The 14,094-nt window shown below is 32.0% G+C and carries 12 protein-coding genes; 4 read left to right on the top strand and 8 right to left on the bottom strand.

Annotated features, from left to right (window positions below):
- Positions 1 to 31: 31 nt before the first annotated feature.
- Entirely contained in the window at positions 32 to 1,228 is a 1,197-nt protein-coding gene (locus N4T77_RS03285) for a glycine C-acetyltransferase (RefSeq protein ID WP_261670309.1), read from the bottom strand.
- 292 nt (positions 1,229 to 1,520) lie between these two features.
- Here N4T77_RS03285 and N4T77_RS03280 point away from each other — a divergent pair, with 292 nt between their 5' ends.
- Positions 1,521 to 2,894, top strand: coding sequence for an aldehyde dehydrogenase (locus N4T77_RS03280; protein WP_261670385.1), 1,374 nt, complete (start codon positions 1,521 to 1,523; stop codon positions 2,892 to 2,894).
- A 148-nt stretch (positions 2,895 to 3,042) separates the two neighbouring features.
- Here N4T77_RS03280 and N4T77_RS03275 read toward each other — a convergent pair whose 3' ends face one another.
- A complete protein-coding gene (locus N4T77_RS03275) occupies positions 3,043 to 4,074 on the bottom strand; it encodes a rod shape-determining protein (protein ID WP_261670308.1) in 1,032 nt (343 codons plus the stop codon).
- 283 nt (positions 4,075 to 4,357) lie between these two features.
- Here N4T77_RS03275 and truA point away from each other — a divergent pair, with 283 nt between their 5' ends.
- Positions 4,358 to 5,095: a tRNA pseudouridine(38-40) synthase TruA gene (gene truA, locus N4T77_RS03270; protein ID WP_261670307.1), complete on the top strand. Its 738-nt coding sequence runs from the start codon at positions 4,358 to 4,360 to the stop codon at positions 5,093 to 5,095.
- A 117-nt stretch (positions 5,096 to 5,212) separates the two neighbouring features.
- Here the strand turns inward: truA and gdhA are convergent, their stop codons facing one another.
- Positions 5,213 to 6,574: an NADP-specific glutamate dehydrogenase gene (gene gdhA / locus N4T77_RS03265; protein WP_261670306.1), complete on the bottom strand. Its 1,362-nt coding sequence runs from the start codon at positions 6,572 to 6,574 to the stop codon at positions 5,213 to 5,215.
- Positions 6,575 to 6,940: 366 nt separating this feature from the next.
- Here gdhA and N4T77_RS03260 point away from each other — a divergent pair, with 366 nt between their 5' ends.
- Together N4T77_RS03260 and N4T77_RS03255 are read left to right on the top strand one after the other, a co-directional pair.
- Positions 6,941 to 7,402: an Lrp/AsnC family transcriptional regulator gene (locus N4T77_RS03260; protein ID WP_261670305.1), complete on the top strand. Its 462-nt coding sequence runs from the start codon at positions 6,941 to 6,943 to the stop codon at positions 7,400 to 7,402.
- A gap of 213 nt (positions 7,403 to 7,615) precedes the next feature.
- Complete coding sequence (locus tag N4T77_RS03255) at positions 7,616 to 8,731, top strand: Ig-like domain-containing protein (protein ID WP_261670304.1); 1,116 nt, start codon at positions 7,616 to 7,618, stop codon at positions 8,729 to 8,731.
- Positions 8,732 to 8,782: 51 nt separating this feature from the next.
- Here N4T77_RS03255 and N4T77_RS03250 read toward each other — a convergent pair whose 3' ends face one another.
- From N4T77_RS03250 to N4T77_RS03230, 5 genes are all read right to left on the bottom strand, one after another.
- A complete protein-coding gene (locus N4T77_RS03250; RefSeq protein WP_261670303.1) occupies positions 8,783 to 9,478 on the bottom strand; it encodes a response regulator transcription factor in 696 nt (231 codons plus the stop codon).
- 67 nt (positions 9,479 to 9,545) lie between these two features.
- The gene (locus N4T77_RS03245) at positions 9,546 to 10,988 is read right to left on the bottom strand and encodes a cell wall metabolism sensor histidine kinase WalK (RefSeq protein ID WP_261670302.1); all 1,443 of its coding nucleotides are present in this window, start codon (positions 10,986 to 10,988) and stop codon (positions 9,546 to 9,548) included.
- A 73-nt stretch (positions 10,989 to 11,061) separates the two neighbouring features.
- Positions 11,062 to 11,814, bottom strand: a complete 753-nt coding sequence (locus tag N4T77_RS03240; RefSeq protein ID WP_261670301.1) for an ABC transporter permease — start codon at positions 11,812 to 11,814, stop codon at positions 11,062 to 11,064.
- Positions 11,801 to 12,526, bottom strand: coding sequence for an ABC transporter ATP-binding protein (locus N4T77_RS03235; protein WP_261670300.1), 726 nt, complete (start codon positions 12,524 to 12,526; stop codon positions 11,801 to 11,803). The genes N4T77_RS03240 and N4T77_RS03235 overlap by 14 nt, the downstream gene beginning before the upstream one ends.
- 198 nt (positions 12,527 to 12,724) lie before the next feature.
- A complete protein-coding gene (locus N4T77_RS03230) occupies positions 12,725 to 13,966 on the bottom strand; it encodes a hypothetical protein (protein WP_261670299.1) in 1,242 nt (413 codons plus the stop codon).
- Positions 13,967 to 14,094: the final 128 nt, after the last annotated feature.

Genomic DNA, 14,094 nt, shown 5'->3' with positions numbered 1-14,094 from the left:
TCCTCCTTAAATTAAAGTATTAAAGCCTTATTTATTTTATTATGCCTAGTTTTTTTCCAACCTTAGCGTATATTTCTAAACTATCGTCTAACATTTGCTTAGTGTGTGCAGCTGTTGGCATGTTTCTCACTCTTGCTGTTCCTAATGGTACTGTTGGAAAGACTATTGATTTAGCGTAAACACCTTCATTAAATAATTCTCTACTAAATTCTTGAGCCTTATCAGCATCTCCAATAATGCAAGGGGTAATTGGAGTTTCGCTATGACCGATATCAAAGCCTAACTCTTGAAGGCCTTTCTTTAGATATCTTCCATTTTCCCATAATCTATCTACAAGCTCTGTGCTTTCGCTTAGTATATTAATTGCTTCTATACATGCTGCTGCTGCACCAGGAGTCATAGAAGTGGAGAATAAGAATGGTCTTGCTCTAACTTTTAACCAGTCAATTAAATCTCTAGTTCCTGCTACATATCCACCAACTACTCCAATAGCTTTTGATAGTGTTCCTATTTGGAAATCTATTTTACCAACTAGATTATGGTGAGTTGCAGAACCGGAACCATTTTCACCAAGTACACCAGAAGCATGGGCATCGTCAACGTAAGTTATTAAATCAAATTCATCTGCTATTTTTACCATTTCAGGCAGTGGTGCTATATCTCCATCCATTGAGAAAACTCCATCGGTTATAACCATTATTTTTTCATATTGTCCTGAATCTCTAGCTTCTTTAGCTTTTTTTCTTAGTTCATCCATATCAGCGTGTTCAAATCTGATAACCTTAGATCCTGATAGACGGCAGCCATCTATGATTGATGCATGGTTTAATGAATCTGATAGTATTGCATCATTTTTATTCATTACAGCGGAAATAGCGCCCATATTGCAGTTAAATCCTGATTGGAAGGTTATAACTGCTTCTGTGTGTTTGAATTTTGCTAGGGTTTCTTCTAATTGATCATGAATATCTAAAGTTCCATTTATTGTTCTTACAGCACCAGCACCAACTCCATACTTTTCTGTAGCCTTAATACTGGCTTCTATCATTCTTTCGTTATTAGCCAAGCCTAAATAGTTGTTTGATGAAAGGTTTATTAACCTTTTACCGTTAACTTCAATAATTGGCCCATTGGCACCTATTACTGTATTTATCTCGTTATAAAGACCCTTACTTTTTAAGTCGTTTAAGTTTTCTGTCAGAAATTTTTCTAGTGCTTTACTTCCCATAGCTTTGCCTCCTTGAAATTTTAAATTAATCTTATATTTACTTTTTATTTCTGTCTAATTATATTTTGTTTTAATTAATTCTATCACTAAATAGAATTCCTATTTTTTTATTAATCATTCGTGATTTTATAATTATTTTCCTTCTAAAGGGATTGGAAAATAATTGAATTTTATTTTAGTAATAGATAATGAAGATACCCTTATATTAATCTATTAAGTACAACCATAAATTATAATAAAAATTATTGTAGTAGTATAATATAAGATAAGATAGGAGGAATAAAAGTTGGATATGGAAGAAGTATTAAATACTTTAGAGGAACAAAAAAAGTATTTCTATGAAGGAAAAACAAAAGATATCTATTTTAGAATAAATCAATTAAAAAAGCTTAAAAAAGGAATAAGTGAAAATGAGAAGTTAATAATTGATGCACTATATAAGGACTTACATAAGCCAGAATTTGAGGCCTATGCCACAGAAATAGGATATTTATATGATAGTATAGGGCATTTTATTAAAAACTTAGGGAAATGGGTAAGGGTAAAAACTGTGAGAACACCAAGGGTTCACTTTGGCTCAAAAAGTTACATATACTCAGAACCTTATGGATCCGTATTAATAGTGGGACCTTTCAATTATCCCTTTCAACTAGTAATTGAGCCTCTTATAGGGGCCATATCTGCAGGGAATTGTGTAGTAATAAAACCCTCTGAATTCACAACAAATGTTTCAAAGGTAGTAGTTAAACTAATAAGAGAAAATTTTGATGAAAGATATATAAAAGTAATAGAAGGAGGTAAGGAAACTACTGCAGCTTTGATTAATTCTCCCTTTGACTATATATTTTTTACTGGCAGTATTAATGTAGGAAAGATAGTTATGGAAGCAGCTGCTAAAAATCTTGTTCCGGTGACCCTTGAGTTAGGAGGGAAAAGTCCAACTATTGTACATAAGGATGCTAATATAGAAATTGCAGCGCAAAGAATAGTTTGGGGAAAATTTATGAATGTTGGTCAAACCTGTGTGGCACCAGATTATATACTTGTTCACAGAGAGGTTAGGGAAGAGCTGATAGCTAAAATGATTAAAAAGATAAAAGTCTTTTATGGCAACAACCCTAAAACTAGCAGGGATTATGGAAGAATCGTGAATGAGAAGCAGATGAACAGACTAATTGGATTAATTGATAAAAATAAAACTGTTTTTGGAGGAGATTACGATATAGAAGATTTATATATCCATCCTACAATTATGGATAATGTTACATGGGAAGATAAGGTTATGGAAGAAGAGATATTTGGACCAATACTTCCTGTTTTAACCTATGAGAATCTAGATGATGTCATTATAAAAATAAACAGTAGACCAAAGCCTTTAGCACTTTATGTATTTACAGAGGATAAGAAGATTGAGGAAAAGACTATTCAAGGAATATCTTATGGTGGAGGCTGCGTTAACGATACAATGACCCACTTAGCTAGTCCATTTCTACCCTTTGGAGGAGTTGGTACAGCAGGCTTAGGATCTTATCATGGTAGAAAGAGTTTTGAAACCTTTTCCCACATGAAGAGCGTTTTAAAGAAAAGCACAAAAATTAATTTTAAGTTTATCTTTCCGCCTTATAATAGAGGAAAGGTAGCTTTACTTAGAAAGATAATGAAATAAAAGGGAACAGGAGAGTATATATTATTTGAAAGATATTTACTAATAATATAAATGGTGAGATTTAACGATATACTTATTGTAGAGGAAGAATAAATATAAAAAGCATTTATTCTTCCTCTACATCTTATTTAAAATGAGTTTTCAACGACTATAATAAGTTTAATGGTGTCTTTGTCTCTTTAATTTTATTCATTGTGTCTAGGCATTTTCCGGCACCAATAACTACAGACTCAATAGGATGTTCTGCAATGTGAACAGGTATATGTAATTCACTATGTATAAGCTTATCTAAACCCTTTAGCAGTGCTCCTCCGCCAGAAAGCATTATGCCGTTATCCATTATGTCTGCTGCTAGTTCTGGTGCTGTTTGCTCAATAGTAGATTTAATTGCATCAATGACAAAAGACACTGGCTCCTGCAAAATTTCTCGTATTTCTTTATTAGTAATAGTAACAGCTCTTGGAAGTCCAGATATTAAGTCTCGTCCACTTATTTGCATTTCTTTCAATTCATCCTTTTCCTCAGCAAATACAGATCCAAGCTCAATCTTTATCTTTTCTGCAGTTATTTGTCCTATAAACAAGTTAAATTGCTTTTTTACATAATTTATAATTGCATCATCTAATTCATCTCCGGCAACTCTTAAACTTTGACTGGTTACAATGCCGCCAAGAGAAATAACGGAAACTTCCGTAGTACCGCCTCCTATATCCACTATCATACTACCAATAGGTTCGCTTACAGGAAGACCAGCACCTATTGCAGCTGCTACAGGCTGCTCGATTAGTATGACCTTACCTTTTCCAGCGTAACTTGTTGCATCGTTAAGCACTCTTTTTTCCACTTCGGTAATGCCTGTAGGATGACAGATTATAATATTAGAACTTTTAAAGCTGCCTTTACTAAAAACTTTACCAATAAACTTTTTTAACATTTGTTGGGTTATATCTAAATTGGCAATAACACCATCCTTTAATGGACTTATAGTAACAATATTACCAGGTGTTCTACCTATCATTTTCTTAGCATCAGATCCAACAGCTAAAATTTGATTGTTTTTTGCATTTACTGCTACTACAGAAGGTTCTAATAATGAAATGCCTTTTCCTTTTATATATAATAAAGTATTTGATGTTCCTAAATCGATTCCTATGTCTTTAGAGTTTAAAAAAAAATTCATTAAGGTTTCTCCCTTCAGATCTAAAAAAGATTTTTATAGCTAAGTTGTCCAGTATAATTCGACAAATAGTATTATGATTATAATATGCTATATATATTTATACGAAAAGAAGCTGCGATTTTAGGGGGTATAGCTAAAAAAGATTAAAGTAGTGCTGAAATTGTATAATATTTGTAATAGCCAATATATATCCATTATTTAAGACACCTTTTTCTACAATATGTGCTATAATGTTAAGAGTTATAAAGATGTGTAATAGATATGATAAGGAAGGTGCTACTGAATGAGAAACTTAAAAATATCAATAGAATATGATGGAACTAGATATAAGGGATGGCAAAAACAAAAGGATGGCATTCCAACAATACAGGAAAAAATAGAAAGTGTGTTGTCTAAAATGACAGGGGAAGATATTCAGGTAATAGGCTGCGGGAGAACAGATTCCGGAGTACATGCAGAAAATTATATAGCTAACTTTCATACTGAAGGTACATTTACTACAGAATTTATGCTAGATTATTTGTATGAATTTTTGCCTGAAGATATAGTAGTAAAGTCTATGAAAGATACAACAGAAAGGTTTCATGCAAGATACAATGTTAAATCTAAGACTTACATATATAGAATAAATAATAATAAATTTAGAAATGTGTTCAATAGAAAATATGTATACCATACTGATGAAGAGCTTGACTTAGAACAAATGCGAAATGCAGCAGAACTTTTAGTTGGAACTCATGATTTTCAGAGCTTTACTAGCTTAAAGCCTAATACTAAATCTACTATTAGAACTATCAATTATATAGATATAACAGAAAAGGATGGAATGATAGAATTAGAGGTAAATGGAAATAGTTTCTTATTAAATATGGTAAGAATAATTACAGGAACTCTTTTAGAAGTGGGAAAAGGCAATCTTAAGCCTGCAGATGTTGAGAGAATATTAAAGGAGAAGAAAAGATCAGAGGCTGGGCCAATAGCTCAAGCAAAAGGGCTCTGTCTAAAAAGCATTCAATACTAATAAGTACTTTTTGATTAGAAAGTTTTATTTTATTTTTGATAAAGTAACAAAAGATATGAACAATTGGAAAAACCTCTGTGAAAATCACAGAGGTTTTTAATATGAGTAAAGTATATTTTAGTAGTTTCCTTGTTGGTGCATAGCTTCAGCAACTTTTACGAAACCAGCGATGTTAGCACCAGCAACTAAGTTGTATCCAAAGCCATAGTCTTCTGAAGCTGACTTACAGTTGTTGTAGATATTAACCATTATTTGGTGTAACTTAGCATCTACTTCTTCTGCAGTCCAAGCTATTCTTCCACTGTTTTGAGCCATTTCTAATGCAGATGTAGCAACTCCACCAGCGTTAGCAGCCTTTGAAGGTCCTACTATTACGCCGTTGTGTTGGAAGTATTCAACTGCTTCATTTGTACATGGCATGTTAGCAGCTTCACAAACAAATTTAACATTGTTTGCAACTATTTGCTTAGCTTCATCTATTTTAATATCATTTTGGATTGCGCATGGTATTATTATGTCAGCTTTAACGCCGAATGGTTTTTGTCCTGGGAAGAATTCTACGCCATATTTGTCAGCATAGTCTTTAATTCTTGCACCTTTGTTTACTCTTAACATTTCAACCATGTAGTCTATCTTCTCACCAGTTACTCCAGCTGGATCATAGATGTATCCGTCTGGACCGGAAAGTGTTACAACTTTTCCGCCTAAATCGCTAACCTTTTGGCAAACTCCCCAAGCAACGTTACCGAAACCTGAAACTACAACAGTTTTTCCTTCGAAAGTTTCTCCTTCGTGCTTTAACATTTCGTTACAGTAGTAAGTTACTCCGAAACCTGTAGCTTCTGGTCTTATTAAGCTTCCGCCATAAGTTAAGCCTTTTCCAGTAAGAACTCCGTTCTCGAAAGCTCCTCTGATTCTTCTATATTGTCCATAAAGGTAACCAATTTCTCTTCCGCCAACTCCGATGTCTCCAGCAGGAACGTCAACGTCTGGTCCGATGTGTCTGTAAAGCTCAGTCATGAAGCTTTGGCAGAATCTCATGATTTCAGCATCTGATTTTCCTCTTGGATCGAAGTCTGAACCACCTTTACCTCCTCCTATTGGAAGACCAGTTAAGGAGTTCTTTAATATTTGCTCGAAACCTAGGAATTTGATTATTCCTATATAAACTGTAGGATGGAATCTTAATCCTCCCTTGTAAGGTCCTATAGCTCCGTTAAATTGAACTCTGAAACCTCTGTTAACTTGTAACTTTCCAGCATCATCAACCCATGGAACTCTGAACATGATTTGTCTTTCTGGCTCGCAGAATCTCTCTAAAAGATTTTCTTCGATGTATTCTGGATGTTTTTCAAGTACTGGTCCTAATGAAGCTAAAACTTCTTCAACAGTTTGAAGGAATTCAGGTTCATTACCGTTTCTTTTCTTAACGTTTTCAATTACTCCATTAATGTAACTAGTTACTTTTTCATTAGTCATTGTTTTCAACCCCCAAATAATTAATCTATAATTTATTGAAAAAATATCTGTAATTTATTGCTCGCCTTTATAATACTACAATTTAAAATTAATTTAAACGTATACATTTAATTTCGATAATAATTAATGTTTTAGGTTAATTTTGCCTAAATTTATTGTGCGTGATAATGTTTACAGCCTTATGCGAATTATAAATTTAAGGTTGAAAAATGTTATTGACTAAATTTTTTAGGTGAAAAATAGATTATTGCCTATTAATCTGTTATAATCTTTTATGATAGATTAAACTTTAAAGGTTTGATTGTTATTTATTAAACAAAGTTAAGAGTATTATCCTATTAATTAATTAGTTAGAGAGGTGTCAATATGGATAGTTTAGATATTAAAATACTAAAATTATTACAAAATAATGCCAGAATTACAGCGTCTGAAATAAGTAGTAGAGTTAACCTGTCTGTTCCAGCAGTAAGTGATAGGTTAAGAAAACTGGATGCCTCTGGAGTAATAGAAAAATATACAATAATCATCAATGGAAAAAAACTAAATAGAAATTTAGCAGTTATCATGTTTATTACTTTAGAATCTCCAAAATATACTACTAAGTTCTTAGAAGCAATTCAGAAAGAGGATGAAATAATAGAGTGTCATTATGTTGCTGGAGATTATGATTATGTATTAAAAATCATTACAGAAAATACAGAAACTCTTGAAGCAATTCTAAACAAAATTAAAGGTATGAGCGGAATTGCAAAAACAAAGACTACCGTTACTTTATCAACTATTAAAAATAATTATTCTATAATGCCAAAGGAAGAAGACTATTTATAAGTACATTAATTTATTTAAACCTCCTATGAAAATATAGATAATTTTCAGCTACAATCATTAGAACTTTTAGGAATGTTAATTTTTTTATTAACAAAATTTAAAAAAACATTAAAATTTAACGATTCAACTAGATAAAGTTCTAAAAGGGTTAGACGATAATAAACTATGAATTTATTGGATACATAGTTATATGTTCCTAAGGAGGGTGTTTAAATGAATAGGAAGAATATTAAGTTAATGATTTTAGCAGTTTTAGTAGCAACCACCTTTTCAACAGGTACTGTATTAGCGGCTAAACCGGATTTCAGTGATAAAAAAGGGGCTAAGGTCCAACAAAAAGAAGAAAAGAGTGACAAGAAAGAAAAAGAGGAGAAAGACAATAAAAAACAAGACAAAGCTAATAAAAAAGTTTCAAAGGAAGCACGTATAATTGATCAAAGGTTAGACCATATTGAAAAGACACTAGATAAAATCAATGAAAAGATGGATAGTTATTTTAATAACATAGAGGAGCCTGCAGAAACAACTACTGGAAGCTCAATAGATGGAACTTTAGGACAAAATGATGAGGCTGCAGAAGCAGACAGCACAGAGAAATTAGAAGATACATCCAAGGAGGATGCAGTTGTTGATTCAAATGATACAGAAAGTACAAATGAAGCAAGTGTGTCAAATAGTGATGAGGATACAGAAAATTCTTCAGAAGTAGATGCTGATGATAATACAGAAGTAGGTGCTGATGATAATACAGAAGTAGGTGCTGATGAGCAGGATTTAAGTAATGATTTTGAAGAAGAGTATGAAAATGAAGACGAAGAAACTAATAATAGCTTTTACGGTAAGCTAAGTGCTGTTATGAATAGACTTAATACTGTGAAGAGACAGCTTGGCAGAATATCTACTGTAGATGATCCTCAAATAGCTGAGTTAAACACTAGAACAGAAGCCTTAGTGAAGGAAGTTCAAGAGTCAATTAGCAAGCTAGGAACTATACAACAAAAAAAGGTTGATGCCTTAAAGAGCAAAACAAATAAAAAAGTAATGGAAGAAGAAAAAATTGATGCAGCTAAAAAGAGCTGGAAAATAAGATTTACTAAGCAGATAAATCCAGATACTATAAATTCAGAAAATATATCTGTTATAGATTCTAAAAACAATGTAATAGATGCAGAAGTATCCTATAGCTCAAATACTAATGAAGTTATTATTGAAGTTAAGGATGGGTTTAAAAAAGGGGAGAGTTATTCTATTCTAATTGGAGATAACGTTAAATCTGCCGATGGTAAGAACCTTACAACCTCTGTGCAAAAAGACTTTAGTGTAAAGTAAAAGATATTTAAATATAAAAATGTCCTCTGGGAATATGTACCCAGAGGACATTTATATTCTAAGCTTATATCCAGCTCCCCAAACAGTTTCTATGTATTGAGGATTGGAAGGAGATGACTCTATTTTCTCCCTTATTCTTCCAATGTGTACTGTAACAGTGGAAGTATCTCCAAGGGCATCTAAACCCCAGATTTTTTCAAATAACTCATCTCTGCTGAACACTCTGTTAGGATTTTCAGCTAAATAAAGCAGTAAATCAAATTCCTTTTGAGCTAGGCTAATTTCCTTACCATTTACAAAGGCCTGCCTTGAGTCCTTAACTAATTCTAAGCCTCTTATGATTATTCTTTTAGTTTTAACCTTTGAGGCAAATTTACTCTTTATTCTCTCATAGTTTTGAATATGAGATTTAACTCTAGCTACCAGTTCGCCAGGGCTGAAGGGTTTGGTAATATAGTCGTCAGCACCTAGGGTAAGACCTTTAATTTTATCAATTTCTTCTTTTTTAGCTGAAACTAGCAGAACAGGAATGTCTTTAATATCCTGAATGCTTCGTAAAATACTAAAGCCGTCAACTTTAGGCAGCATAATATCAAGAATTAATAAGTCAAATTCATTTTCTTTTATAGCATTTAGACCTTGTACTCCGTCTGTGCATATAGTAACTTCAAAACCCTCCAGTTCTAAGTAGTCCTTTTGAAGTTCAGCTATACTTAGGTCATCTTCAACTACTAAAATTCTTTTCACACAATCATCCCCAGTTCAAAGTTATTTTTACCAGTAACACCTATATACTGGTATAGAACAAATATGATTAGAGGTCTTTTACCTTTGCTAATGATAGTATTATACTAGTCCCTTCACTACCATGACCTACAGCCCATATTTTCCCTTTATGTCCTTCTACGATTTGCTTTGCAATGGCAAGGCCCAATCCGCTTCCTGTTGTGCCGCTTCGTGCTAAATCAGCTCTATAAAATCTATTAAATATTTTGTTTGCGTCATCCTTATGGATTCCAACTCCGTTATCCTTTATTTCAACTATAATACTTAGATTGGTTTCTCTCAGCAAAATATCTATTTGCCCTTCAGCTTTATCCATGTATTTACGAGAGTTATCAATAATATTAACAATAACTCTTCTCATTCTTTCTCTATCTATCATAACATACTTTGAGTTTTGAAGAGCATTATGTAACTGTATGTGAATGTTGGATTTTTCCAGCTCTGGACCGCTTTCATGGATGCAATAGCTAAAGTATTCAACAATATCTGTCTTTTCATAGTTAAATGGAATTTGATTTAAATCCAGTTTGGAATATAAAAGCAAATCATCAATCATAATATCAATTTGTTCTGCTTTTGAATAGATAGTTTTTAAATAGCGGTCCTTTTTTTCAGGAGTATTTGCTACGCCGTCTAAAATACCTTCTACATACCCTTTTATAGAAGTTATAGGAGTTTTTAAATCGTGAGATATACTAGAAATTAACATTTTTCTATTGTCATCATATTTCATTTTCATACGGATAGAATCTTTAAGCTGTACTCTCATTTTTTCAAAATCTGCACACAATTCTTTAATCTCATTGTCACCGATCTCCATAATTTGAGAATTTAAATCACCTTTACTGATTTCAGCGGTAGCTTTTTTTAATTGACCTATAGGGCTTACTATTCTTTTTGAAAAGAGATAGGACATAAACAAGTTGGTGCCTATAAAGGAAATAAAAAAAATACCTAAAACTACTAGTATAAACCTCCCAAAGATATTCGGTTCCTTTCCAACGGGAGCTAATAATATTACATTACCTGTAGACTCATCTTTAAAGGTAAGTGAAGCAGCTTCAACCATATAAGAGTCATTATTTATTTTTACTACATTTTTTAAGGTCTCATCTTTTACAGTGTCCAAGGATTTTTCTATGTCGATTTTATTTATATCCTTTGTTCCAAATATAACTGCATTATTTTTTACTATTAAAATCTCACCATCAATATTAGAAAGTTTTCCATATAAGTACTTTTGAAACTCAACATCCTCTAAATGTTCAGGATTTGACCTAGATAAATCTTTTATCGTATTTAATAATTCGTACCTTGTAGCAGCCAGTTTTCTAAAGTTATCATAATTAATATTTGTATTAAAAACCTTTGATGATACAAGTACAAATATGAAAGCCGTTAAAGCGGCAACTATAAAGGGTGTTATAACAGTTATGGTATTAAAGATAATCATACGTTTTTTTACTTCCATTTTTTCACCTTATATCACTTATAGAAATTTTAAAGTTTGGTATAAAGGGCTGCAGTTCAATTGACCTACTATTCTAAAACTCTTTCTTGTCAAACAAGTAATAGCTTCCTGTAAATAATAGTATAACATAACTAAGCAACATCATAAACTGACGTAGAATTTTTATAAAGGAAACATCACTAATAATCCATAGGTTATACCAGTTCATCATGCTTGTAAACAATATGCCAGAATAACTGGAAAAAACAATTCCTAAAGTTTTGAAAACCATAAATAGAAGAATAGTTACAAAAAATACACTTATTCCACTTTTTAATATGTTTGTAAAAAGTACAATGAATAGTACTAAAACCATCATAGGAAGCAAGGTTACTAAGTAAGAAATTATTATTTTTATAATATCTAAAGCTTTGAAGGAACTTGAATTAAAAATAAAGCTAGCTATAGTTGAAAAAAACATCACAAATATTAGGTTAACTGCTACAAAGAGCATTACAGCAGTAATCTTTGCAGTGAAAAATTTTAATCTGGTGATTGGTCGTGTTAGTGCAATCTTCATGGTGTTTTGTGAGTATTCTCCAGAAAAAGCATCTATAGTTACAAGGGCTGTAAATAGAGGAAGAATTGTATTTACTACCACAGAAAGTACTAGTAGCGGAAAATCTGTACTAGAAACTCCGCGAACACCAAAGCCACTTCTTAAGCCAACAATAGATAGTTGACCTAACACTATAAAAAGAAGTGATACTATGGCTGCCACCAAAACTTTCTTTTTCTTATATAGTTTTTCAATTTCATTAATTAAAGCTGCTTTAAATCCTACCATTTCTTTCTACCTCGCTTATAAAGTAATTTTCAAGGGAAGCATAGTTATTCAGTATATTTTTAGTACTGTCTACATTTAGCATTCTTCCATTATATAAAACACCAATACTTGTACAGGTTAACTCAACATCGTGAATAAGATGGCTGGAGATAAAAAAGGTTGTGTTTTCTTTCTCTGCAAGATCCTTTATAATATTCCTCATTTGAATCATACCTTCAACATCTAGACCATTTAAAGGCTCGTCTAGAATAATCACTTCCGGTTTAGACAATATTGCAGCGGCAATTCCAAGCCTTTGTTTCATTCCTAAGGAAAACTTCTTTGGCTTTTCATCCTTATATTTTAATAGCCCGGTAAGTTCCAAGACTTCTTCAATTCTATTATTGTCGATATCTTTATAGTATCTTGAAAATTGTTTTAAGTTTTCAAAGGCTGTTAAGTAAGAGTAAGATTCAGCAGTTTCTATGATGCAGCTTACTTTTTCCATAGCTAATTCAAATTCTTCTGAAATGCTGTGGCCTAAAATTTTAACATCACCACTATCTGGTTTTATAAGACCGGTCATGATTTTCATTGTTGTAGTTTTTCCTGAACCATTAGGTCCTAAAAATCCAAAGATATCTCCTTTATGTATATCTAAGTTAATATCACTTATACCTCTTCCGTTTTTGTATAACTTAGATAGATTTTTAATCTCTATTACTTTTTCCATTTTAATACCTCCAAGCTTAATAAGCTATTCTTTGGAACAACTGTCTAGCGTAAGTTTTTAGATTAAAAGTTAATTAAGATAGGTTTTTATTTACCAAAGGCTATCTTATAGTTAATAGTTGCTAAAACAGTTAACTATACAGAAGATATTAGTAAACAAAAACCAGTTCTTAACTAAACTTAGAATTTGAAATATGTTTTAATCAAAGATTCTGCTGAACTGACTGTCAGATAACATATTACTATTCATGTTTTGATTTATACTAAAGTTTACTTTTGCTGAATGTTGGTCAATATAAATGTCTCCCTTTATATTATTGCCAGAAGAGGTAGAAGCAGTAAATGGTGCGTTAAAGTGGTCTTCTCCAAATTTTCCGCTAAATTTGAAGTCTTTTTTGTTACTTCCATAGGATTCAAAGCCTTTTGCATACTCTTCATAGTATCTTCCACTAACAGAGGTTTCATTTATCTCTTGAATATCCACAAATTTTTCACCTATCTTTTGGAACTTTCCATCCTTTTCAATTAAGATGTCAGTCTTATATTTTCCTATAAATTTTTGTGGGTTGGATAGCTTGCTATAATCTTTTTCTACAGTTTTTTCTACAGTTTTTCCTGAAAGGTCAGGTTTCTTAACAGAGGTAGAGTTAACATTAGATACTTTACCTAATAGTTCAAAAGTTATAGTATGCTCCTTTCCAGCATCATCTTTACCGGAAATTACACCAGTTCCAAGAACACTTTGTATTAATCCATCTTTGCTTGTCACCATTTTTCCTTTGATTTCTTTTACAAATATGTCCTTTGTTATTTTAGGCAAATAGCTTTCACTACCACGGCCGTTGCCAAATTCATTCTTAGATTGGAGTGATACTATTGCATTAATTAATGCTGGTATTTGTGATTCATTTAAGGTTCCAGATAACTCCTTACTGCCATCAGGATTTTGAGTTACAATGACAGAATCCTTTAAATTACCTACAAGGGCATCAGCTATTCTTTCCACATCTCCAGCTTGTTTTTCTTTAAAAGGATTTTTGAAAGAGTGATTTTCTTGGGGGCTTGTATACTCAGTAACATAATAAACATTTTGGTCACTGTTTTTACCTATATAGTTATTCTTATCAACGTAGGAATAATTTTCTCTTTTATTAGGTCCATCAGTAGAAGTAGATGTAGTTTCATAGGCTTGTTTCGAAACATCATACTTGCCCAAACTAGTTTCTGAAGAAACTACAGTACCATTACTCTTTACAACAAAAGACATATCCATAGTATAGTTTGAAACTTTACCAGTAAGACTATCCGCTGTATATTTAACAGAATCCTTTAATTGATCATATCCACTCTTAGATACTACTTCAGCCATAGCTGTAGAAGCAAACATTACAGTTCCTACAGCAAAGCTTAAGAACATTGCTGTCTTTTTCTTTAATTTCATTTTATAACATCTCCTTTTAATTTGTTTGTATATGAAGGCCTTTCATAATACTATTTTAAAATCTATATCTCTATTTTCTATAAACTAATTATAAACAAAATATAAACTTTTAAAGTAATACTAGGGAT

This window comes from Clostridium sp. CX1, from assembly GCF_025398335.1.
Classification (GTDB): domain Bacteria; phylum Bacillota; class Clostridia; order Clostridiales; family Clostridiaceae; genus Clostridium_AM; species Clostridium_AM tanneri.
This window is presented reverse-complemented; position numbering and strand designations above follow the sequence as displayed.

What these genes read in the sequence shown, in the direction of transcription:
- N4T77_RS03245 (WP_261670302.1), bottom strand. Translation starts at nt 10,988, where the DNA reads ATGGAAGTAAAAAAACGTATGATTATCTTTAATACCATAACTGTTATA.
- N4T77_RS03285 (WP_261670309.1), bottom strand. Translation starts at nt 1,228, where the DNA reads ATGGGAAGTAAAGCACTAGAAAAATTTCTGACAGAAAACTTAAACGAC.
- N4T77_RS03255 (WP_261670304.1), top strand. Translation starts at nt 7,616, where the DNA reads ATGAATAGGAAGAATATTAAGTTAATGATTTTAGCAGTTTTAGTAGCA.
- N4T77_RS03275 (WP_261670308.1), bottom strand. Translation starts at nt 4,074, where the DNA reads ATGAATTTTTTTTTAAACTCTAAAGACATAGGAATCGATTTAGGAACA.
- N4T77_RS03235 (WP_261670300.1), bottom strand. Translation starts at nt 12,526, where the DNA reads ATGGAAAAAGTAATAGAGATTAAAAATCTATCTAAGTTATACAAAAAC.
- N4T77_RS03240 (WP_261670301.1), bottom strand. Translation starts at nt 11,814, where the DNA reads ATGGTAGGATTTAAAGCAGCTTTAATTAATGAAATTGAAAAACTATAT.
- truA (WP_261670307.1), top strand. Translation starts at nt 4,358, where the DNA reads ATGAGAAACTTAAAAATATCAATAGAATATGATGGAACTAGATATAAG.
- N4T77_RS03230 (WP_261670299.1), bottom strand. Translation starts at nt 13,966, where the DNA reads ATGAAATTAAAGAAAAAGACAGCAATGTTCTTAAGCTTTGCTGTAGGA.
- gdhA (WP_261670306.1), bottom strand. Translation starts at nt 6,574, where the DNA reads ATGACTAATGAAAAAGTAACTAGTTACATTAATGGAGTAATTGAAAAC.
- N4T77_RS03260 (WP_261670305.1), top strand. Translation starts at nt 6,941, where the DNA reads ATGGATAGTTTAGATATTAAAATACTAAAATTATTACAAAATAATGCC.
- N4T77_RS03280 (WP_261670385.1), top strand. Translation starts at nt 1,521, where the DNA reads ATGGAAGAAGTATTAAATACTTTAGAGGAACAAAAAAAGTATTTCTAT.